This window comes from Methylotuvimicrobium buryatense, from assembly GCF_005931095.1.
GTDB classification, from domain to species: Bacteria; Pseudomonadota; Gammaproteobacteria; order Methylococcales; family Methylomonadaceae; genus Methylotuvimicrobium; species Methylotuvimicrobium buryatense.
In genome coordinates, this window is record NZ_CP035467.1 from 3,185,156 (window position 1) to 3,207,393 (window position 22,238).

General features: G+C 47.6%; 17 protein-coding genes. 7 read left to right on the forward strand and 10 right to left on the reverse strand.

The genetic code is table 11. The features are described 5' to 3' along the window. The first annotated feature begins 139 nt into the window (after positions 1 to 139). The 4 genes from EQU24_RS14275 to EQU24_RS14295 all read left to right on the forward strand — a co-directional run bounded on the left by EQU24_RS14275 (position 140) and on the right by EQU24_RS14295 (position 7,909). Positions 140 to 1,540: an NfeD family protein gene (locus EQU24_RS14275; RefSeq protein ID WP_017838847.1), complete on the forward strand. Its 1,401-nt coding sequence runs from the start codon at positions 140 to 142 to the stop codon at positions 1,538 to 1,540. Continuing rightward, positions 1,533 to 2,297, forward strand: a complete 765-nt coding sequence (locus EQU24_RS14280; protein ID WP_017838846.1) for a slipin family protein — start codon at positions 1,533 to 1,535, stop codon at positions 2,295 to 2,297. Before EQU24_RS14275 ends, EQU24_RS14280 begins: the two co-directional genes overlap by 8 nt. A 732-nt stretch (positions 2,298 to 3,029) precedes the next feature. After that, positions 3,030 to 3,809, forward strand: a complete 780-nt coding sequence (locus EQU24_RS14290) for a motility protein A (protein WP_014149214.1) — start codon at positions 3,030 to 3,032, stop codon at positions 3,807 to 3,809. 452 nt (positions 3,810 to 4,261) lie between these two features. Next, positions 4,262 to 7,909, forward strand: a complete 3,648-nt coding sequence (locus tag EQU24_RS14295; RefSeq protein WP_017838844.1) for a DUF748 domain-containing protein — start codon at positions 4,262 to 4,264, stop codon at positions 7,907 to 7,909. Positions 7,910 to 8,018: 109 nt separating this feature from the next. Here EQU24_RS14295 and EQU24_RS22750 read toward each other — a convergent pair whose 3' ends face one another. Together EQU24_RS22750 and EQU24_RS14300 are read right to left on the reverse strand one after the other, a co-directional pair. Further along, positions 8,019 to 8,294 (reverse strand): hypothetical protein, encoded by a 276-nt coding sequence (locus EQU24_RS22750; RefSeq protein ID WP_201764841.1) that lies wholly within the window; start codon positions 8,292 to 8,294, stop codon positions 8,019 to 8,021. Next, complete coding sequence (locus tag EQU24_RS14300; RefSeq protein ID WP_201764840.1) at positions 8,281 to 10,962, reverse strand: UvrD-helicase domain-containing protein; 2,682 nt, start codon at positions 10,960 to 10,962, stop codon at positions 8,281 to 8,283. The genes EQU24_RS22750 and EQU24_RS14300 overlap by 14 nt, the downstream gene beginning before the upstream one ends. 312 nt (positions 10,963 to 11,274) lie before the next feature. On the opposite strand from EQU24_RS14300, the gene EQU24_RS14305 reads away from it, so the two are divergent. Beyond that, complete coding sequence (locus tag EQU24_RS14305; protein WP_017838843.1) at positions 11,275 to 11,820, forward strand: hypothetical protein; 546 nt, start codon at positions 11,275 to 11,277, stop codon at positions 11,818 to 11,820. Position 11,821: 1 nt separating this feature from the next. Further along, entirely contained in the window at positions 11,822 to 12,358 is a 537-nt protein-coding gene (locus EQU24_RS14310) for a hypothetical protein (protein WP_017838842.1), read from the forward strand. 306 nt (positions 12,359 to 12,664) lie between these two features. On the opposite strand, the gene fae is transcribed toward EQU24_RS14310, so the two are convergent. Continuing rightward, positions 12,665 to 13,174, reverse strand: coding sequence for a formaldehyde-activating enzyme (gene fae, locus EQU24_RS14315; protein ID WP_017838841.1), 510 nt, complete (start codon positions 13,172 to 13,174; stop codon positions 12,665 to 12,667). Between the two features lie 631 nt (positions 13,175 to 13,805). Between fae and EQU24_RS14325 the strand changes: the two genes are divergently transcribed. Further along, a complete protein-coding gene (locus tag EQU24_RS14325) occupies positions 13,806 to 14,342 on the forward strand; it encodes a putative metalloprotease CJM1_0395 family protein (RefSeq protein ID WP_017838839.1) in 537 nt (178 codons plus the stop codon). A 243-nt stretch (positions 14,343 to 14,585) separates the two neighbouring features. Here EQU24_RS14325 and EQU24_RS14330 read toward each other — a convergent pair whose 3' ends face one another. From EQU24_RS14330 to rpsA, 7 genes are all read right to left on the reverse strand, one after another. Continuing rightward, positions 14,586 to 16,250 (reverse strand): ATP-binding protein, encoded by a 1,665-nt coding sequence (locus EQU24_RS14330; protein ID WP_017838838.1) that lies wholly within the window; start codon positions 16,248 to 16,250, stop codon positions 14,586 to 14,588. A 272-nt stretch (positions 16,251 to 16,522) separates the two neighbouring features. Further along, on the reverse strand, positions 16,523 to 16,744 hold the full coding sequence (locus tag EQU24_RS14335) for a FeoC-like transcriptional regulator (protein WP_017838837.1): 222 nt from the start codon (positions 16,742 to 16,744) through the stop codon (positions 16,523 to 16,525). Further along, positions 16,725 to 19,049, reverse strand: coding sequence for a Fe(2+) transporter permease subunit FeoB (gene feoB / locus EQU24_RS14340; RefSeq protein ID WP_017838836.1), 2,325 nt, complete (start codon positions 19,047 to 19,049; stop codon positions 16,725 to 16,727). The genes EQU24_RS14335 and feoB overlap by 20 nt, the downstream gene beginning before the upstream one ends. Next, complete coding sequence (locus tag EQU24_RS14345) at positions 19,049 to 19,282, reverse strand: FeoA family protein (RefSeq protein WP_014148944.1); 234 nt, start codon at positions 19,280 to 19,282, stop codon at positions 19,049 to 19,051. The genes feoB and EQU24_RS14345 overlap by 1 nt, the downstream gene beginning before the upstream one ends. 503 nt (positions 19,283 to 19,785) lie before the next feature. After that, complete coding sequence (locus tag EQU24_RS14350) at positions 19,786 to 20,031, reverse strand: lipopolysaccharide assembly protein LapA domain-containing protein (protein ID WP_017838835.1); 246 nt, start codon at positions 20,029 to 20,031, stop codon at positions 19,786 to 19,788. Positions 20,032 to 20,141: 110 nt separating this feature from the next. Next, the gene (locus EQU24_RS14355; protein ID WP_017838834.1) at positions 20,142 to 20,447 is read right to left on the reverse strand and encodes an integration host factor subunit beta; all 306 of its coding nucleotides are present in this window, start codon (positions 20,445 to 20,447) and stop codon (positions 20,142 to 20,144) included. Positions 20,448 to 20,513: 66 nt separating this feature from the next. After that, positions 20,514 to 22,175 (reverse strand): 30S ribosomal protein S1, encoded by a 1,662-nt coding sequence (rpsA, locus tag EQU24_RS14360; protein ID WP_017838833.1) that lies wholly within the window; start codon positions 22,173 to 22,175, stop codon positions 20,514 to 20,516. Between the last annotated feature and the right edge of the window lie 63 nt (positions 22,176 to 22,238).

Sequence of the window (22,238 nt, forward strand, 5' to 3'; positions counted from 1 at the left end):
ATCCGACACCTGTTAGAGCGACAAACTCGACACCTTTCCTGGCAAACGCCAGCCGAACAAATAACAACTATTGCCGATAAGCCATTCATGGCGTAGACTCGAGATAGCCGCTTCTGCTTGGATAATCAGGTAGCCATTCATGAAAAGACACATCGACCGCCGCACAGTTCTGCCGCTACTTTTTGTCATGGCTATGTTTATCAATTCCGTCTCGGCTGAAAATAATCAAGCTGCCATTCCCGCAACACCGATTGTTCAATTAACCATTCAAGATGCTATTGGTCCTGCGACTTCGGACTATATCGAGCGCAGCATGGACAAGGCTTCCGAATCCGGAGCTAAAGCGATCTTGATCACACTCGACACGCCGGGCGGCCTTGACACATCCATGCGGCAAATCATTAAAAAAATCATCGCCTCGCCGATTCCGGTGATCACTTATGTCACACCGGGCGGGGCACGAGCCGCCAGCGCCGGAACTTATATTCTTTACGCAAGCCATATCGCCGCAATGACGCCGGGAACCAATCTTGGCGCCGCAACACCGGTACAATTGATCGGTCCAACCGAAACGCCCGGTGAACAACCCGACAAAGATCAATCCGTCGACCAGACCTCTTCTAGCAAATCGCCTAAAAACGCGATGGCGCAAAAAGCCATTAACGACGCAGTCGCCTATATCAGAAGCCTGGCCGAAATGCGCGGCAGAAACGCCAATTGGGGAGAACAAGCCGTTCGAGAAGCGGCAAGCCTTTCTGCCGAAAAAGCCCTAGAACTCAATGTGATCGATATTCTAGCAACCGATCGATACGATTTGCTAAAACAACTCGATCAACGAAAAATCAACGTACTCGGGCGCGATATTTCCCTATCAACAGACAATGCGGCGATTCAAGCCTTAGAACCAGACTGGCGCAGCGAATTACTGGCAGTAATTACTAATCCGAATATCGCCTATATCTTACTGATTGCCGGAATTTACGGCCTGATATTCGAATTTTCCAATCCCGGAGCCATCGTCCCGGGCACCATCGGCGGTATTAGCTTGTTACTGGCCCTTTTCGCGTTCCAAGTATTACCGATTAACTATGCCGGTTTCGCACTGATTTTATTAGGCATTTCATTAATGATTGCCGAAGCTTTCGTACCCAGTATCGGTATACTCGGTTTCGGCGGTTTGACCGCGTTCGTGATCGGCTCTGTCATTCTAATGGATACCGATGCCACCGGATTCGGCATCGACATTGCCTTAGTCGGCGCTTTCGCGCTTACCAGCGCAGCATTTTTAATTTTCGCCTTGGGCATGTTGTTAAAATCCAGGCAAAAGCCCATCGTATCCGGCCGGGAAGAATTGCTTGGCGAAACCGGCATCGTGCTTGCCGACTTTACCGATACGGGGCCTGTGCGGGTCCACAGTGAAATATGGCAAGCCCGCAGCCGCGAATCACTCAAAAAAAACCAGCGGATTCGCGTAATCGGCCGGGACGGCCTTATACTCGAGGTTAATTCCACGCCCAACCAGGAGCACAAAGATGTTTGAATATTTCGGTTTAATTTTCGGCAGCTTCGTATTATTGTTGTTGATCAGCGCATTTAGAATTTTACGTGAATACGAACGCGGCGTTATTTTCACGCTTGGCCGTTTTTACAAAGTCAAAGGCCCCGGCTTTATTATCGTGATTCCGCTCATTCAACAAATGGTCAGGGTCGACCTGCGTACCATCGTCATGGACGTGCCGTCGCAAGATGTCATTTCGCGCGACAATGTCTCGGTCAAGGTCAATGCCGTGGTCTATTTCCGAGTTATCGATCCCGACAAGGCGATCATTCAGGTCGAAAATTTTTACGAAGCTACCAGCCAATTGGCGCAAACGACGCTTCGCTCGGTATTGGGCCAACATGAACTGGACGAAATGCTGGCCGAGCGCGACAAATTGAATATCGATATCCAAACCATTCTCGACCAGCAAACCGACGCCTGGGGCATCAAGGTCGCGAATGTCGAAATCAAGCATGTCGATCTCGACGAAAGCATGGTAAGAGCTATCGCCAAACAAGCAGAAGCGGAACGCACCCGCCGCGCGAAAATCATTCATGCGGAAGGCGAAATGCAAGCCTCGGAAAAATTATTGCAGGCCGCTACGATACTCGCGCAACAGCCACAAGCCATACAACTTCGCTATCTGCAGACGTTGACCGAAATCGCCGGAGAAAAATCGTCGACGATCGTATTTCCGCTGCCGATCGACATCGTCAGTAATATCATTAAAGGCCAAGCCACCGATGCAAGTTCGTAATCCGATGCGAAGGATGCTGAACCAAATCAATCGACGACAGCGAGCACTTCCACTCATCCTAAAATATGTTGAGCATTTTAAATCCCGCCCACCCTTCGACAAGGCTCAGGGCAAACGGGATTTAGAATGCTCAGCCAAAGGGTGGCGCTTGGAATCCGCTCATACTTCGACTTCGCTCATCACGAACGGCCTACAACACATGCCAACTGCTCTTTTTAGGTTTATAGTTTATAAAGTAACATTTTGCTATGTTACGTAAGCGGTTTACTCTTTGATCCTGTCTTTTCCGTGTTAAGCATTTTCAATCTTTGTCCGAAATCCAATTATCAAAACGAACTCTGTGCTATTTTTACAGGTATCGAATGTCCGACATTCAGAATCGCATTATTTCCTCGAAACGTTCAAAACCATGAATACCATCCTGCATGTATACCTATCGCACTTCAAATTTCGGCATTAGCGTATGGAGGCGTCGGGGTGTTCGGCAAAGGCTTTGGCAGCATGGATGCTGTCATAGAGCCTACATGGACGTATTCACGGCGTCCTTTGACGGGCACCCCCGACGCCGAAATTTGACTAGCAAAGGGTATAAACGCGCATTTGAACTCTGAACGGGCACATCTGCTTTTTACGAAGGATTTTGTGACAAATAATTTTCTGGAACCATGAAGTTTGCAGATATTTGCATCATGCCATGCAATCTTAGCCATAAAACTAATAAATAGAGACCCTGTGAAACAACCTGTCTACATGGATTTTGCAACCATCTTCGGCCCATTTGTCGCCTTATGCGCGATTGCCGTCGCTGTATTGCTGGACCACGGAAACCCTTTTTCCTTAATCAACGGACCGTCGATCATTTTAGTCGCCGGCGGTACGCTGGGTGCGACAATGATGGCTTACCCGCTAAAAACCTTCGCTATGTTACCCAAATATATTTGGCAAAGCTTCAGAATGGAAAAGCCCAATCCGCATGCGCAAATTAATTTATTCGTTAAATTAGCCGACCGAGCTCGCCGAGGGGGCTTGCTGGCATTGGAAGAGGATATGCTAAAGATCAAGGACCCGTTTATCCGGAATGCGTTGATGTTGGTTGTCGACGGCATCGCACCGGATGAAGTCCGGCGCGTCATGGAAAACGATAATGAAATGACTTCGCAGCGCCATCAAACAGGTATTGCAATGATGTCGACAATGGCCGGCGTGGCCCCGGCCATGGGCATGATAGGAACCGTCGTCGGTCTAATCGGCGTTATGGGCAATTTATCCGATCCTTCGCAATTAGGCCCTTCGATCGCGGTAGCTTTTTTAACGACGCTCTACGGTTCTTTATTAGGCAATCTAGTATTCAGCCCAATGGGCAATAAACTCAAACAAAAAGATAAAGAAGAAATGTTTATCCGTGAAATGATTATTGAAGGAATCTTAGCGGTACAGGAAAGCGAGAACCCCCGCATCGTCCGGCAAAAACTCGAGTCTTTCCTGCACCCTGCCCTCAGAACCCATCGATAAGTTCAAGGCTAGCGTCGATAACAACTTTCTGTTTTAAAGATCGAGCCTTTTCCGGCTAATCTAAGCAACGCAGCCCGGATAGAGCTTAGCACAATCCAGGAAATTCGGAGCCACACCATTCCCGTATTCCGCTATGCTGCATACGGGCTGCGTACTTTAATTGCATAGCAACTAGGGAAACATCGGAACACTAAACGCCCCTCTCGAGCCGCCTATTCACCATTCACCATTCACCATTCACCATTCACCATTCACCATTCACCATTCACCATTCACCATTCACCATTCACCATTCACCATTCACCATTCACCTTTCACCTTTCACCTTTCACCTTTCACCTTTCACCTTTCACCTTTCACCTTTCACCTTTAACCTTTAATCCCCCTCAATCCTCATTTGGGGTATAAAATAACGACAACCACTAAATTTTTCATGGCGACGCGGAGGCCGAATGAATACCGCTGATTTATCCGAACGGATACAAAATGGATTACGACACCTGATCAAACCCGCCGCAATCCTCTCGATCTTGTTTGCATTTTATGCACTCGCCGGCTTTTGGATCTTGCCGGCCGTTCTGAAAAATCAACTCCCTAAAATCATCAACCAGGAAACCGGGCGCACAGCCGCCGTAGAGAAACTTGCGATCAACCCATTCACATTGGAAATGGCTATACAGGGCTTCGAATTAAAAGAAACCGATGGACAATCGTTCGCGGCCTTCAAAGACCTTTATATCGATATCGCCGGGTTTAACTCGATCGCTCATTTTAAGCCTATCATCGAAAAAATCACCTTGATCGAACCGTTCGTCAGAATCGCCAAGGACGCTGAAGGCGTTTTCAATTTCGCCGATTTAATCGAAGCCGCCCCGGAAGAACAACCTATCGAAAAAGATGCCGAAATATCGGCATTCCGGCTAAGCGGCCTAGCCATTCTGGATGGCTCTGTCCTTTGGGAGGATCTACAACTTGCCGAACCGCAAAAAGAAACTCTGGGCTCAATCTATCTGACGCTCGCCGGATTGAATTCGGTCGATCCCACGCCTGCCCCTTTGCAATTTTCGTTTGTTTCTGACTCGAAAAGTACGCTCGATTGGCAAGGCTCTATCTCACTCAAGCCGCTGCAATCGCAAGGCTCGATTAAAGTAGAAAAAGTTGGTTTGTCGCGAATCGGACAGCTTTTTTTACATGAGGCCGGCGATATCAAAGTCGATGATGGCGATCTGAATCTTTCTGCCGACTATGCGTTCACTGCCGCTGAAGACGGCTTAACCGCCGAAATCAAAGCCATCGTGCTTGACGTCGACAATCTCAAATTCAACATCGCGACAGCGCCCGATCAAACGTCCGGCATTGCAACCAAGTCGATCAAGCTCGAAGCCGGTTACTTAATGACGGTCTCAAACGGCGAACTGATGGTCAAAACCGAAACAGACAACCAACTCCGCGTCGATGATCTGACTCTTAATATGACCACACGCCCAAGCCAAAAGACTGATATTGCCGTCAAATCGATCAATTTAGGCGCCAACTTTGCATTGACAAAGACCGGTGACGATTTGACCATCAAAACAGCAACGCCCAATCAACTCAAAGCCGATGATCTGAACCTCAATATCGCCGCAAACCCCGGCCAAAGGGCCGAAATTGCAGTTAAATCCATCAAGTTAGGAACCAACTACGCCTTAACAATGTCCGGCGATGATCTAAAAGCCAGCACCGATAGCGCCAAACTGCTCATCGATACGTTTAACCTGAAACCGTCCAAACCGTCTGCCAACATCCCGGAATTATCGGCGCGCAACATGACTTTCGATGCTGTCTATACAGCCGAAAGCACCGAAAAAGGTCTCAAACTGAACATAGATCAAAGCCGATTCGATCTTAACAAACTGAAAATGGCCTTCAAGCCGCATACCGAAAGACTCGAAACCGAGTTGAGCCTTTTAACGGTTACAGCCGATGTAACGATAGCTCCTGACATGGCCGTCCAAATCGAAAAAGGCAAAATAGATCTTAGCGAACTCAAATTCGGGGCGGACGGGCAAGATATCGAACTCATCAACATTCCGGCAATAACAGCTAGCGGTATCAAGGCCGATACCGCTAAACAGCGCATTCATATCGCGTCGTTGACATCGAAAGACGCGAAGCTGAAAGCCTGGCTCAACCCGGACGGTCAATTTAACTATCTAGCTCTATTCGGTAACGAGAACACCAAACAAACCGATCCGATACCGACACCCGATAGCAAACCCTGGCAATTCGCGCTCGACTTGCTCACTATCGACGGCTATCGAATAGCGTTTACCGACAAAACTCAAAAAACGCCTGTTCCGCTCACCTTGTCCGGTCTGTCCATCGGCATCGAGCACTTAACGGATCAAACCGATCAAAAATTACCGCTGCGTTTGCACACGAAGGTCAACGAAACCGGCTCGATCGACATCGAAGGTCAACTAGCCCCTGCCCCGCTCTCGGCCGATCTCGATCTTAAAGTCGACACGATCGCGCTAAAAACTTTCCAACCCTACTTGGAAAATCATGTTCGTTTGGACCTCATAGAAGGCGATTTTTCCGCTCAGGGTCAGGCTTTATTAGCCATCGACGAACAGGACGAGCTGGACTTGAAATTTCGAGGCGATGCTCATATAGACAGGCTGTTAACTCGCGATCAAGCTCAACGCAGGGACTTCGTCAAATGGCGCAAGCTTGACCTCGGCAGTATTTCGATTGACCTAGCGGCTAATCAGTTCATTTTTGAAGACATCCGCTTCGACCGGCCTTACATTCGCGTATTGATCAAAAAAGACGGAACGACCAACTTCAACGATATTATCGTAGCGACCGAAACTCCGGAAACCGAACAGACCGAAGCCGAACCCGCTAAACCCATCCATTATCATGTCGGCCGAATCGAGGTCAGAAGAGGCTTGTCCGACTTCGCCGATTATTCTTTGATACTACCTTTCGTCACGCAAATGAATAATCTTGACGGCGTCTTGTCCGGCATTTCATCCAAACCCGGCGCTACCGCCGAGTTGTCGCTGCAAGGCAAGGTTTATAATTTGGCCGATGTCAGCATTGCCGGCAATTATCAAATGGATAGCGGTGATTCAGCGATCGAATTAAACTTCAAGGACATGCCGTTGCCGCTGGTCACTCCCTACATGGCTCAATTTGCCGGTTATAAAATCGAAAGAGGCCAAATGTCACTGGATCTCAAATACACGATCGACCAAGGCAAACTCAACGCACAGAATAATCTTTTCATAGATCAATTCACGCTCGGCGAGAGAGTCGAAAACCCCGATGCGGTATCGCTACCGTTGAATTTAGCGATCGCATTGCTGAAAGACTCCAAAGGACAAATCAGTATCGACTTACCCATCACTGGAAGTCTCGACGATCCGGAATTCAGCGTCGGCTCGTTGGTGATGAGAGCGCTCGGCAACCTAATAAGAAACATAGCCACATCGCCGTTCAGAGCCATCGCATCGATGTTTGACGCGGAACAGGATTTAAGCACAATCACTTTCGAACCGGGTAGCACCAGGATCGCGGAGGCCGAACAAACCAAGCTCGACGCACTGGCCAAGGCACTGAAAGACAGACTGGCTCTCAGATTAGAAATCAGAGGCGCCGCCTTCGAGGCTCTGGACTGGCCGGCACTACGCTCGGAAGCACTGAACGATCAACTGAAATCGATGAGAGCGAAAGAACTCAGAGCGGAAGGTAGAAGAATCCGCGCGGAATATGTCACACTCTCTGAAGACGAGGAGCAGCGTTTGCTTGCGCAACTCTTCATCGAAAAATTTCCGATGCTGGCCGACTATTCGTTCTTCGGCAGACCGAGATTAAAAAACCCCGAACAAGGCGACTTTTACGAAATCGCTCGGCAAACACTCGAGGCGACCTTGGAACCCGATCAACAGCGACTAAACGACTTGGCGGTACGCAGAGCCGGAGCAATACAAAATTACCTGATCGCCGAAGGCGGTATCCCAGGAAACCGGATCTTCCTACTCGCGACCGAACTGAACCCCGTCAGGAAGGAGCCTGGCATCACGGCGACGCTGAGTTTGGGAACACGGTAATTACATTGGATTCAGAAAAGATCGGTTTAGCTTTAGAGGTTAATATACAGGGCACATGTTCAAGAAGCGGCATTCAAGCAAGTGCGCTCCAAGTATTCAAACTATGTTATTAACCGCCCATCATATTCACCAACAACGCCCTCAACTGGTTTTTACAATTTTCCATATTCTTTGCTCTGATCTCGTCCAGTTTGATTCCCCAACCGCTATGTTGGTGTTCATAATCCGGAGCGAGCCGATCCAATAACAAGAGATCATAAACATTGACCCACTCGCCTTCGACCTTCAGCGCCAGATTCGGATTGAAAATATAGTAGCCGGTCCTGACCCGGTAAAACAGTTTTCGATTGTATTTGTCATCCCGGTTGATTTCATTCTTCGACAAAATACTGCTCAGATAAGCGCGTTTTTTTTCGCCTTTCGGGCAAGATAATATTCGGGATGTGTTGTATCGCATCAAGTATATCCTGGGTCGCGAAGCCCTCGAGTCGATAATGCATTTTTTTAGGCATGACCCGGTAAAACAGCGCGATCATTAAATTCAGCAGAAAAAATTCCATCAAGTGCTGATCCAGCTTTATCAGGCGCCCGTCAACCTGAATGCTCATACTGGAAGGCTCCAATTGTTCGTAAATCTCGGCCAATTTCTTTTTGGCATAGGCTTCGTCGCGCTCGCTCTGACCAAGAGCGATTTGAAAGGCATTCAGGCCGTTACCATCGACTTTTTCGGTATCGGCTCCCAATTCGCACAGCGCCTTGACCACTTCGACATTTCCCGTCCATGCGGAAACCATCAACGGGGTTTGGCTGAATACATTGCGAAAATCGGGGCCGTACAAATCGACCTGCTTCAACACCGCATCGGGTTTCTTGAAGGTGTAGGCAATATAATGATTTTGTTGCAGCATCTGCAGGCCCTTTACGGGATTTTGCGCGGGCTTGAAATCGCTTTTGATCAATTGGTTAATCAGGTTACGATCTTCATAAACCAAGGCGTATTCGAAAAGTGCCATTTTGGCTTTCTTATTATTGTCGACGAGCGCTTGTTGCTTCAGATTTTCCAGATTTTCACCGGCAATGACCTGCCAATTCGGTGTTTTTTGCTTCAGAATCTCGCTACGTATACGATCCGCCTGCTCCTGTTTGCCTTGCAATTCGAGTTTATGCGCTTCTTGCCGCCAATCGTCGAGACTCGAATTTTGGTTTGCTAACTCCAACGAATCCCTGGCATCGCGCAGCCCCACCAAGTCGAGCAAAGGCTGTTTCGGGTTACTTTCTATCCAATACAGATTCTTGATCGCCCGGGTCAGCGCGACATACAAGGCGTTGATATAGAATTTGTAGACTTCCAGCGACTTGTCGGTTTTGTCCTTACCGCGCGCATATTTGAGATCTAATTCCAAATCGGCCTGACTGACGCCTTTGCTGATTTCGCGGTAGCGCGCCTCTTCCAGGCTTAGAAAGTTGTACAGAATGATATTTTCATATTCCAATCCTTTGGCTTCTTGAATCGTGAACACCAGCGGCGTGCTGAAGTGTTCGCGGGCCATCGGTTTTTGTTCGGCGGTCATCACGATCACGGCGAACAGCGTCGAAGCCTTGGTTTTTTTATCCAATTCCTGTTTGATTTTGTCGTTATCTTGTAAAAACAGCACTTCGCCCTGGGTATGTCCGTTGCTTTCGACCAAGTAATGGCTTTCCTTGTCGATCGACCCGAAGCGGCGGTTTTTGATCTTCAAAATCCGGTTCGCGATGTCGGTAACCTGCGGCGAATTGCGGTAGTTGGTATTGAGAATCCGGATCAGGTCTTCGGAACCCTGCAAGTCTTCTTGTTTGTAAAACAGCGTCTTAACCTTGGACCAGGAAAAGAAATTCGGATGTACGATCTGATTGGAATCGCCGCACAAGATAAAATCCTGCGTCTGCCGCAACGACTTCATGATCAGGTAAAGCTGAATATTGGTCAGGTCCTGAACTTCGTCGACGACGACAAAATCGTAACGCGGCTCGCTGATCTTCAGATAATCGTGACTGACGACATTGCTGTCGTAAAGCCGATTTTCGCGTAAAAATTCCAGATATTTCTCGAAGATGCCGTAAACCGCTTCGCGCTCCTCGGCCAGAAAAATCGATTCCTTGACCCCCAACGCCAGATAATCCTCGCGGCTGAGCCAGCTTTTATCGGTGGCAGGCCCCGTGATGACGCCGCGAAATTCCTCGAACAGCTTGTGTGCATCTTTGAATTGGCCGCCTTGCCGATGACGGCCGAACCATTGTTGGAAATGTTGAAACGTAACCGGCTTACCTTCCGGCACCTTGATGCTTTCGAGAAATTCCTGAAACGACAGAAAATCGACCTGTTGATCATCATTCCGGTAATGATGCGAGTAATAAAGATCGCGGGAATTTTTGACCAAATAGGCCGATTGCGTAACATAAAGGACATCGCCGACCGCCTGCTTCATCTTTTCCAGCGTCAATGCGGTTTTGCCGCTACCGGCCGAGCCGATCACGATCAACGGCGGATTCAGCGCATAAATCGATTGCTGGCTATCGTCGAAGGAAATAATTTTATCGAGCAGATTAAAGCACTGATGCCCCGTATTCAGATACACCAAGTCTTGCCCGACGTTTTCGTCAGGGGCGTTCAGCACCGGAATTTTATCTTCGTCGACCGTTGCTCCATGACGTAAAAACCGCGAATCTTCATAGGCATGGCCCTTGATCAATTCCAACATCAACGCGTAGGCTTGGCCTTGATGGCGATAAATCGAAAACAGCAGCCGATCGCTACGATTGAGACGAGCGCGAAACAAATTATCGCCGACCTTTTTGACGTCGGCAGACTTGAAATCGCCGGCTTCGAGATAGTTTTTCAACTTGGTAAAGCCGGGTATCGTTTTCGGATTCAGTTCGTTATAAAGCAAGACTTGCATGACGCGCCATTTTGATAAGAAAAGTTTTTGATGTAAGTTTCGATCGCTATCCCCGAGCATCACGAAGTTTTCGAAATAACGATCGACGCCTACGAAACTAAGTTTTGTACAGACCATAGGCCGGTGTACTACCAGGCACGGCAATTGTGTTTGACTCTTGTTTTCGTGCCTTTCGTAAATATTTTAACGTATTTGCGCATAGCTTTAAAATTATGACACGGCTCCCGGAAACTCGTAAAAAGCCCCGTTAATGGCAGCGATTCCCTGTTTGAGTGCTTAGCGTTTTAGAGCTTGAACGGTTTTCAGTATGAAGGGAGTAAATGCCATCACCGTCCGACGTGTAACCTTTTTCCTACATAGAGACGGTATTTTCTATTGCGTCGCATCAAATGATATCATTCCACAACAGACTTCATTATCGGAAAAATCATGCAAGCACTCACAGACCGAGAGCTTTATCAAGCCCTCGAATACGCCAAAAGCATCGACGAAACAACCGGCAGAAAAATCATAGCCAACTTCCAATCCGACCAGACGATGCTCGCGCAGATGCTGTTCGGTATTTTTCCCGGCATCATTGCCGAGCAAAACCAAGACATGGCGCATTTGTTCATGGATTTGTGCTTCGACTTGCTCTGCGTATTTCAAAAAGCCTTCGGCCCTCTGCCCGCACAAAACGAACTTGATATCGATTGGCTTCAAAAACAAGCGATGCTACTCGATACCGAATTGCAAGCCGTGAAGAAAAATCAAGACATGGACGATAAAATCCGGAACTCGTTGCAAGAAAGGATGATTTCAAGAACACACGATGAAACCCCGCAATCCGGACTCATTGCATTTATGAACGCAGCGGTCGATGATTATGCCTCGGAAAATCCAAGCCGGGTGCCTGCCACACAAATCACGCAAGCGCTGATTTTAGTTGCAATCCGCCTATTCAATAACCTCTACACGCATTCGCGGAAATACTGATATGTCGGATATTATGAAATTAACGGTCGGCGAACGATTCGAGCACAATCTGCCCGACGAAGGCATGAGCGTGATTCTGGTCAACGGCACACCGATGCTAACTTTTAATTTTTCGCTGAATAAACAGCAAATCGATTCCTTTTTGAATGGCTCGTGTTCGTTCGGACTGTTTACCGAAAACGATGCGCTGTTTTTTTTGTTTAAGATCGATAATTTTTTGGAATGGTCGGACTTAGCCTTCACGATTCATTTAGCCGGCGATGAAACTGTCGCAACCGGCCCCGGCTATCTGCCGTTCAATCTCGTATTGGTCGATTCGGCCACGAGTATCGTCAAAGGCTTGCGCGTCGTGACCACAACGCCGGAATTCGGCGCCATACTGGCTGACATCACCAAACGGCAGGCCAAGCAGCCATTCGATACGATTGCTTATTACAAAACGATCGGCGACATTTACGAAAAATACCCGTCGGCTAGCGACATGCTGAAAAAAGCGCTAATCGTCGAGGAAGGCGGGATTACATTACCGAAACACTAAAACTTAACCGAATACCGGACAGATCTCGTCTTTTATCGTTTAGATTGTGAGAATACTGCAATTTAGTTAAGGAGACTCCGTCATTCCGCCATGGATGGCAGCCTCTTGAAGCACATTCGAGCTCGAATGCTTGCATTACTTATTCTGCGACGGATTAACTTAATGGCAGTGGATTAAGAGAGGGGGAGCCATCCATGGCATCGAATCTTACTATGTGGCTCCTTCACATTATCCTTCGAGTCAATGCAAACCGGCTATCCTGCCGATTTGTCCGGCCATCCCGGCCGGAAACGGTCAACTTTTTCCTTAATTTGCCGCAAATGGATGCGTCGCAGTCGCTTTTCCGGTGACAACTTCCTGAGCTGTTGGAGAACCGGCAACGGCACGCTCGATAGCTTCTTTGGTCGCTTCGTAGTTGTATTGTTGAATTTTGGCGTCGTCTTCAGCCATCCAGTGGATGAAAACACCTACCGAAATAAACAGATTGTCGGCTTCGTCGGCAGGAATAGTGCCGTTTTCGACCGAATCGGCAACCGCCATCGCCACACCACGCTGAGCGGGTCCGAACATTTGTACGGCTTGCTTGGAACCTTTGATCGTGACTTTATTGAACATCACGGTCGAGGGTTTTACCATCAAGTTAGGGGCAACAACAGCCAGCAAGCTGGAGAAACCGTCTTTGTTGTTGGTCAGGCAATTTGCGAAAGCGGTTTCGGCAGCCGAACCGCGTGGGCCGATAATCAGATCGATGTGCGCGACTTCGTTGCCGTCGCCTACCAATGATTCGCCTACGCGTAAATTACTGATTTTTGCCATGCTTGTTGACTCCTTAAAAATAAAGATGAACAGAGTTTAAAAATTAAACTAAAACCTAATACGGCACATTCCGTTTAAGTCGTGAGGCATTGTAATGCCGATTCCTTTCAGGCACCTTTCATGGAATTTTCAGAGCCAATCAACCTTAAAATACGGTTGTATACCTTTCGCAATTCAAATTTCGGCAATGGCAGAGGATGCGTCGGGGCGTTCGACAAAGGCTTTGCCAGCATGGAACTGGCATAGAGGCTACAGGGACGTATTTACGGCGTCCTGTTAAGCGAGTCACCGAACGCATCAAAGGGTATTGCTTGAAGAACTTATTTTGTGCATATTCCTAAGGAACGAGCATGAAATAGTTTTGGAAGGGGGGTTGGTGGCTCGATTGACAGGTGTCGGCGGCAGGGCAGATTTTTGCTCCTGCAAAATCTGCATTCATGCCATCCATGGCAATCAGATTCCGCCGCCAAGCCTACATGGATGTATTCACGGCGTCCTGTCAAACGAGTCACCAAACCGCCACAAAGCCTACTACTTGTATAAGTTATTTTGTGCATATTCCTAAGCGGAAATTTTAAACCCTATCGAACAGTGCAGGCTAACAAATGAAACATTGGCAAAAGGTGAGATTATGCTGCCGGAATTAACCAACATTCAACCCGCTTTTGTAGGATTTAATTTTCGAAATACGGTAGCTGCCGAACAAAATCCTAACGCTTCCGAAAACGACACTCAAATCCAAGGACGAGACACAAGCCTTGCGGATGATGCGCAATTTTCTATCGAGGAACAGCGTCAAATCGAGGCATTAAAGGCCCGAGACGCCGAAGTTAGAGCTCATGAGCAAGCGCATGTGAATGCCGCCGCGGGCATTGCCGTCAGCGGCGCAAGCTTTTCCTATCAAACCGGACCCGACGGAAACCGCTACGCTATTGGCGGCGAAGTCCAAATCGACACATCGCCGGTCCCCGGCGATCCGGAGGCAACGCTGAGAAAAGCCGAATCTATTCGCAGGGCGGCACTTGCTCCGGCGCAACCATCCTCTCAAGATTTTAGTGTGGCAGCCAACGCCGCCAGAATGGCAAGCGATGCCAGAATTGAACTTCTCAAACAAACGCAGGAAAACGCCGACCCTAAGTTTGGCACCACTATCGATATCGCCGTTTAAACCTGAAAAGAACAGTTGGCATGTGTTGTAGACCGTTCGTGCTGAGCCAAGTCGAAGCATGAACGGTCTACAACACTTTCACCGGCCAGGTGAAGCCTCAAACTACCGCCCATCCTTCGACGAGAGGCTCTCCTGAGCGCAGCCGAAGGGCTCAGCGCGAACGGTAGTTTGAGGCTCTCAACTGCATTTTTTAGGTTAAACGCAGGTGTGGACCAAAATTCACCTAGAGAGTAAAAGAAGACATTATTTTCGGGTTTGAGTGCGCCATAACTGCACAATTTGATCCACATCCAAATCGTCAGGGCCTTCACGCCAACCCGTATAATAATCCACGTCATTACTTTTCGGCTCGGGATTAGGGCGATAGATCTGCACGCGCGTCGGCAACGGCGCAGCCTCACCCAGCACTAACGCCTCACCTCTTCCGAGCGAGGTTAAAATATCGGTCAAGTCGCCTTCGGCTTCCGGAACCAATCCGCGTATATAAGCTTGATCCTCGGGGTTGGTAGTTCTCAGGCAAAAAAACGAACTGCATTGGGCTAACATCGTTTCCGATAATTCGGTCGGCCGTTGGCTAATTACACCGATCGAAACGCCGTATTTTCGACCTTCCTTTGCGATACGCTCCATCATCTTTTTCGTACCTTCGAATTGACCGCCTTTTTCACGCGGGATATAAGCATGAGCTTCCTCGCAAATCAGCGTGATCGGAAATTCCCTGCGTTTCGGATTCCAATAATTGAATTCATAGGCCAACCGGCCCACTTGTGCGGAAACGGCCGGCCGAACATCGGTCGGCACCGAACTTAAGTCGACAACGGTAATATTGGCCTTGTTATCGCCCAATCCGATGAACTGCCGAAGTAAATCGGCCATACCGGCGGAAGTGTTACGTTTTTTCGGCTTTAATAAAAAATCGTAACGCACATCATTGAATCGGCTTTGCATTCTGACTAAAAATTCGTCGAATTGACCAAATAAGGCGCCTTTGCTTTTACCGAAATCCTTACGCTCTTCATTGGCGTTCTTGAACTGCATATACAATTCGGCTAGGGAAAAATAAATCGGCGTATCGATCGAAACCACGCCTAAACCGATTTCCTTTGCTTCCTTCCGCTTGAGTTGTTGCAAGATTTCACGCATGAATGCCATCTGCATCGAAGCGCCGCTATCGTTGCGATCGATAAAGAGATCGACCAATTCCGCATAGCTCATCATCCAATAAGGCATCTCCATGTCCATCGCATCGACATAGTTGACTATGTCGCTAGGAAATGCCGATTGAATCGCGCCATTATCGTCCTTCCAACAATATTCGCCATGGAGATCCAACATGATCAAATGAGCCTTCGGCATGGCCTTGATGGTATGCTGAATCAAACTCGTGACTGTCCAGGACTTACCCGAACCGGATTGCCCGATGATCGCAAAATGCCGTCCGAATAAAGCGCGAGGATCGAGACTGAGATGATATTCCTTATGCGACGCTAACTGGCCGATAAAAAATTCGTAATCTCTAAAGGCAGAAAAAATAGCGTTAATTTCGCTTAAGCCGACAGCGTAAACTTTTGCACCGGGCGTCGGATAATGTCTAACGCCGCGAACAAATGTGCCGTTTTCCTGGATTTCCCCGACCGGAATCAACGAAATAAACCGATCCGCCTTGCGTATCCCGACCGAATCGAAACGATCGCGCTCCCACATTTTAAAAACCAAAGCCAGAACGCCAATTGTTCCTTGCCTTATAACGACATACGAACCAATATGACCGGCAAGGATTTCTTCATTACCGATTCGAATAATCGGCAAATCGGAAGAATGCTGTTCCGCTATTCTGGCCTCCATGCCATCGCCGCGCACTTCGGAAAGATAGCCGATCAGAATACTATTTAAGGGTTGCTCGGACATTATGTGCTTCCTATCAATTCAAAGATATTAAGCATTTTAGACGAAATTTAAGTTTTAAACCTCGTTCGGATGTTTTTTGGCTGTCATTTCAAATTTGGAGAAAAAACACGCTATCAAACGACATGAATTTAATCCGATCGTGTTTTAAGTGAAAAATAGCGCCCACCTTCCTTACTTCGCGAAGCTAGAGCTTCGCATACCGATTTCCCAAGCTGGAGCTTGGGTAACAGCGAATTCACCTTTCATCTTTCACCTTTCATCTTTTATCTTTTTTAATCAACCCATTCATAAAATTCGGTCAATGCCGGGTCGCATTTACAACAACTGGTTCCGCATGACCCATTCGGCGATGACGATTTAATTTTTCCTTTACTGATCCACTTGCCCAACATGCCTCTTATCGCATCGGCATCCATATCGAAATGATTGACCAGATCGACCATCGCCACTTTATGCCTTTGCTTGATATAGTCTCTAAGATCGGACAGTATCACCGGTTTTCTCCTGTTGTACGGGGTTGCTGGAATTTCTCCCGGATAAGCGCAACACTAACAACACCAATAAAAAGAAAAGACTTAGCCCAATCAACCATGTCAACGAATAACTCGGGTGATCGCTAAAGGTCGATAATTGATAGAAAAATGTCGCGGTCATATAGGCAATACCGGTCGTCCAAAAGACGACAAACAATGTCCAGCCCAGATTAGTTTCTCGATAGATCGCCGCCGTCGCCGCAACGCAAGGCGCATACAATAAAATGAATAATAGATAGGCGAAAGCCCCGGCTTGACCGTCGAAACTGACTCGCATTGCCCCGTAGGTTCCTGCATCGACGTCTTGGTCATTGACTGCGGTTTCAATGTCGAGCCCCAATGGATCCAACAGATTGCCGGCAACACCCAATAAGTTTTCAGGAATCGTCTTCACCGCCTCACTCAGGGCTGCGACTAAATCGAAACCTTCATCGTCAGCCTCAGCCTCATCGAACGCCATTTGGCTGTAAAGAGCATTCAAAGTACCGACTACGGCCTCTTTAGCCAACACGCCGGTAAAAATACCGACCGTGGCCGGCCAATTGTCGCTCTCTATGCCCATAGGTTTGAATACCGGCGTCAAGCCACGGCCTATTTCGCTTAGTACCGATTGATCGCTGTTTTCACGACCGAAACTACCGTCCGTACCCATCGCATTGAGAAAGTTCAAAACCAATACCATCGGCACGATCACCTTACCGGCATTGAAAATGAAAGTTTTGAGTCGATCCCAAGTTCTAAGTAAAACACTCCGCAGGCGCGGAATATGATAAGCCGGCAGTTCCATGATAAATGGCGTGGCCTCGCCCTTGAATAAGGTATGGCGCATAATCAGGCCGGTAAAAACCGCCACCGCAATGCCGATCAAATACAATCCGAACACTAAATTTTGTCCGCCGACCGGGAAAAAAGCCGCCGCGAACAAAGCATAAACCGGCAACCGAGCACCGCAGGACATGAACGGGTTCATCATATTGGTTAGAATACGATCACGTTGATTTTCCAGCGTTCTGGTCGCCATGATTGCAGGTACGTTACAACCGAAACCGACGATCATCGGCACGAAAGATTTTCCCGGCAAACCCATCATGCGCATAAAACGGTCCATCACGAAAGCGGCACGCGCCATGTAGCCGGAATCCTCCAAAGCGGATAACACCATAAAAAGAAACCCGACAATAGGAATAAATGTCGCGACAACCTGAACGCCGCCGCCCGCGCCTTGAGCGATTAAAACCACTAACCACTCCGGCCAATTCAGTTGATTTAATACAAACGCTAAACCATCGACAAAAAAAGCTCCGGTCACTTGTTCAAAAAAATCTATGAAAGCGCTGCCGATATTAATCGTGAACATGAACATCAAATACATCACCAGCAAAAAAATCGGTATGCCTAAAAAGCGATTCAACACCAAGGCATCAATTCGCTCGGTGGTATGCCGATTTAATTGTTGAGTATGGATCACGCAACGCTGAGTCAATGAATTGACGAATCCATAGCGGGCGTCGGCGGCTAGAATATCGATTTCGTCATCAGCTTCGGTTTCAATTTGTCGTTGCAGCGCCGCAACAGTCCCTTTGAGTTCATGGCCGGCAATTTGTTTGGCCAAAGTGTCGTCTTCGAGCAAACGAACGGTCAACCAACGCAGGTCGCAATGGTGCTGTTCGGCCAGCGGCTGCAATAATGGCGACAATTTGCCGATAGCTTGTTCCAAAGTCGGCGCATAAGGAATATCGAGACTCGGAACGGGCTTATCCTGCGCGGCACGATTGATGACTTCTTTTAAATGCCCTATCCCTTCTCCGGTCGATGCACTGATTGGCACAACCGGGCAACCCAATAGATTGGACAGTTCATCGACATCGATCGCCACGCCTTTTAGACGAGCGGCATCGATCATGTTCAGCGCGATCATCATCGGCACCCGCATTTCCAGAAGCTGGGAACTCAAATATAGATTACGTTCGATATTTGACGCATCGACGATATTAATGATCAAATCCGCTTCCCTAGCCGCTACATAGTCTCTGGCTACTTTCTCATCGAGAGAAACATCGTCATCGGCCGCTTCCAGGGAGTAGGTACCGGGCAAATCGACCACACGGACGATTTTATGATCGAATCGATATTCGCCGGTTTTCTTTTCGACGGTCACACCCGGCCAATTGCCTACATGCTGTTTAGAGCCTGTCAAAATATTGAACAGCGTCGTTTTACCGCAATTCGGATTACCGACGACGCCTATCGTAAAATCGATTGCCATTAAATTTTCTCGATCAATAAGACAGATGCTTCATCCTTGCGTAATGTCAATGAAAAACCACGCAGCTTTATCTCGACCGGGTCCCCCATTGGAGCAAAGCGAGTGACACAAAACTGTGTGCCGGGCGTTAAGCCCATCGCCAACAAGCGTTTTCGGTAGGCCTTTGCAGATTTATCGAATCCGGTTATGCGGCCGCAATCGCCAACGATGAGGTTCTTTAAACTTAAGTTCATTCGCTTAGCCTCTTAGTCTTGGATACCCAAAACAATATAATAAGTAATAATGATTCTCATTAAATGACTATATCATAACTAGACTTAAGGTCAAAACATGGTTTTCCGAACTTGTTTGATATTGGCGGGTCGAGCGCAGTACGCGTCTCTTGCCTTGATTATTCGTGCATGAGAAAGCTCAACATAACAACGCTTCGCTTGATTGATTATACCTTTCGCACTTCAAATTTCGGCAGTGTCTAAGGAGGCACCGGGGTGCTCGGCAAAGGCTTTGCCAGCATGGAGCTGGCATAGAGCCTACAGGGACGTATTCACGGCGTCCTTTGACGGGCACCCCGGCGCCGAATTTTGATCTACGAGGAGTATATAAAGGGAGTAACAATGCTTCGCTTGATTGATGTAGTAGAACCGATTCGTCCTACTTGAGGTCGCCGATGGTTGACGATTTATATGAATTTTCCCATGAAATATGTGAACTCCATGGTTAGCTATCCGATTAAGGACTATTGACCTTTTTCGATTTTCTTCATTAATTTTGCATATTGGCTTTTCAATTTAAATGAACTAATACCGGAAACCAATACGCCAATGATAATACCCGCCAGCAACTCTAACGTTAAAGCCAAAGTGAGCGGCATCGAAATAGTAAAGAAATAAAAATGGATTTGAACTGTGTGAAAATTTAGAACGGAAAAGATCAACGCAACAATGAAAATACTGATGAAAATAACGATCGAGAGAAATTTCATTATTGTCCAATTGTTACGTTGATTGGGAATATCTGTCAGTGCCTAATTTATGAAACACTGGATTGGCAAAGGAATATTTAACAATGCCAAGCAGTTTGACGAAACGGCGATTAATCCGTTATTTTGCAATGCTCGCGAGACATATCAACCCTATCTCTAAGCTCCTTACCGGGCTTGAAGTGCGGTACATATTTTTTGGGCAGGGCCACCGACTCACCGGTTTTAGGATTGCGCCCCATTCTAGCTTCGCGTTCACGTAACGAAAAGCTGCCAAACCCCCTAATTTCTATTCTTTCATTGGAAGACAACGACTGACTCATCTGTTCGATGATGCATTTGACCGCCAACTCGACATCTTTTAAAGCTAGATGCGGCTGATGTTTTGCGAGTGCTTCTATTAATTCCGATTTTGTCACATTCTATCCTGCGAAAATGAATAAAATCAAAAGGGTGCGCCCCATGGCGCACCCGTCTGCATGACTTTACTTTTCCATTTGCTTGAAGATATCGCCCAAGGTAGGCGTACCCGCAGGCTGTTGAGTATAGTCTTTGAGGGCTTCGGACTCTTCATCCTGATCCTTTGCCTTAATCGACAAGGAAATCGATTTGCTCTTTTTATCGACACCGATAAACTTCGCTTCGATTTGCTCGCCTTCTTTCAGTAACGTCCGAGCATCTTCAACGCGGTCGCGTTGAATCTCGGAAGCACGCAGGTAACCTTCAACATTATCGGCTAATGTGATGACAGCGCCCTTCGCATCGACTTCTTTAATCGTTCCGTTAACGAGACTGCCTTTTTCATGCAGTGCTAGGTAGTTTTGGAACGGGTCTTGCTCAAGTTGCTTAATACCCAACGAAATACGTTCACGCTCCGCGTCGACTGCCAAAATAACGGTTTCTACCTCGTCGCCTTTCTTGTAATCGCGCGCGGCAGCTTCAGTATCGTCGGTCCAAGAAATATCGGACATATGAACCAAACCGTCAATACCGCCATCCAGTCCAATGAAAACACCGAAATCGGTGATCGATTTGATTTTGCCGGAAATTTTGTCGCCTTTGTTATGAGTCGCGGCAAATTCATCCCATGGATTGGTTTGGCATTGCTTCATACCCAACGAAATGCGGCGACGCTCTTCGTCGATTTCCAAAACCATGACTTCGACTTCATCGCCCAATTGCACGACTTTGGAAGGATTGACGTTTTTGTTGGTCCAATCCATTTCGGAAACGTGCACCAAACCTTCAACGCCTTCTTCGATTTCGATAAAGCAGCCGTAATCGGTCAGGTTATTGACTTTACCGAATACGCGAGTACCGGCCGGGTAACGACGAGCGATGTTTTGCCATGGATCTTCACCCAATTGTTTCATGCCCAACGAAACGCGGTTTTTCTCTTTATCGAATTTTAGGACCTTGACTTTAACTTCCTGGCCTATTTCAACACACTCGGAAGGATGACGAACTCGGCGCCACGCCATATCGGTGATATGCAACAAGCCATCAATACCGCCCAGGTCAATAAAGGCGCCGTAATCGGTCAGGTTTTTGACGATACCGGTGACTTCGGCGCCGTCATGCAAGGATTTGAGCAGTTCTTCTCTTTCTTCGCTGTATTCTTTTTCTACGACAGCGCGACGCGACAATACAACATTGTTACGTTTTTGATCGATTTTGATAACCTTGAATTCCAGATCGCGGTTTTCCAAGAAAGTCGTATCCCTGATAGGACGAACATCGACCAATGAACCGGGCAGGAACGCTCTCAACGCACCCACGGCAACGGTAAAGCCGCCGCGAACCTTGCCGGTAATACGGCCGGTAATGGTTTCTTCTTTTTCGAAGGCCTGTTCCAATTCGATCCAAGCTTTGTTTTTCTTGGCTTTATCGCGGGAAAGAAGAGTGGCTCCCAAGCCGTCTTCAAATAAATCGAGAGCGACTTCGATCTCATCGCCGACTTCTACTTCCAAATCACCATCGGCATTCAAAAACTGCCATTTCGGGATCACACCCTCTGATTTGGCTTGGGTGCTGACAATCACGAATTCATTTTCGATATCGACAACGGTACCCATTAACATTGCACCAGGACGCATTTCGGTCTTGGCTAAACTTTCTTCAAATAATTCAGCAAAGCTTTCGCTCATTGTTCTTCTTTCCCAAGCTTGTTGTAAATAGGCACAAGCTTCATATAAGTTATCAAGGTTAAA

Coding starts and splice junctions, on each gene's coding strand:
- EQU24_RS14275 (WP_017838847.1), top strand. CDS start 140: ATGAAAAGACACATCGACCGCCGCACAGTTCTGCCGCTACTTTTTGTC.
- EQU24_RS14280 (WP_017838846.1), top strand. CDS start 1,533: ATGTTTGAATATTTCGGTTTAATTTTCGGCAGCTTCGTATTATTGTTG.
- EQU24_RS14295 (WP_017838844.1), top strand. CDS start 4,262: ATGAATACCGCTGATTTATCCGAACGGATACAAAATGGATTACGACAC.
- EQU24_RS14300 (WP_201764840.1), bottom strand. CDS start 10,962: ATGGTCTGTACAAAACTTAGTTTCGTAGGCGTCGATCGTTATTTCGAA.
- EQU24_RS14305 (WP_017838843.1), top strand. CDS start 11,275: ATGCAAGCACTCACAGACCGAGAGCTTTATCAAGCCCTCGAATACGCC.
- EQU24_RS14310 (WP_017838842.1), top strand. CDS start 11,822: ATGTCGGATATTATGAAATTAACGGTCGGCGAACGATTCGAGCACAAT.
- fae (WP_017838841.1), bottom strand. CDS start 13,174: ATGGCAAAAATCAGTAATTTACGCGTAGGCGAATCATTGGTAGGCGAC.
- EQU24_RS14325 (WP_017838839.1), top strand. CDS start 13,806: ATGCTGCCGGAATTAACCAACATTCAACCCGCTTTTGTAGGATTTAAT.
- EQU24_RS14330 (WP_017838838.1), bottom strand. CDS start 16,250: ATGTCCGAGCAACCCTTAAATAGTATTCTGATCGGCTATCTTTCCGAA.
- feoB (WP_017838836.1), bottom strand. CDS start 19,049: ATGGCAATCGATTTTACGATAGGCGTCGTCGGTAATCCGAATTGCGGT.
- EQU24_RS14345 (WP_014148944.1), bottom strand. CDS start 19,282: ATGAACTTAAGTTTAAAGAACCTCATCGTTGGCGATTGCGGCCGCATA.
- EQU24_RS14350 (WP_017838835.1), bottom strand. CDS start 20,031: ATGAAATTTCTCTCGATCGTTATTTTCATCAGTATTTTCATTGTTGCG.
- rpsA (WP_017838833.1), bottom strand. CDS start 22,175: ATGAGCGAAAGCTTTGCTGAATTATTTGAAGAAAGTTTAGCCAAGACC.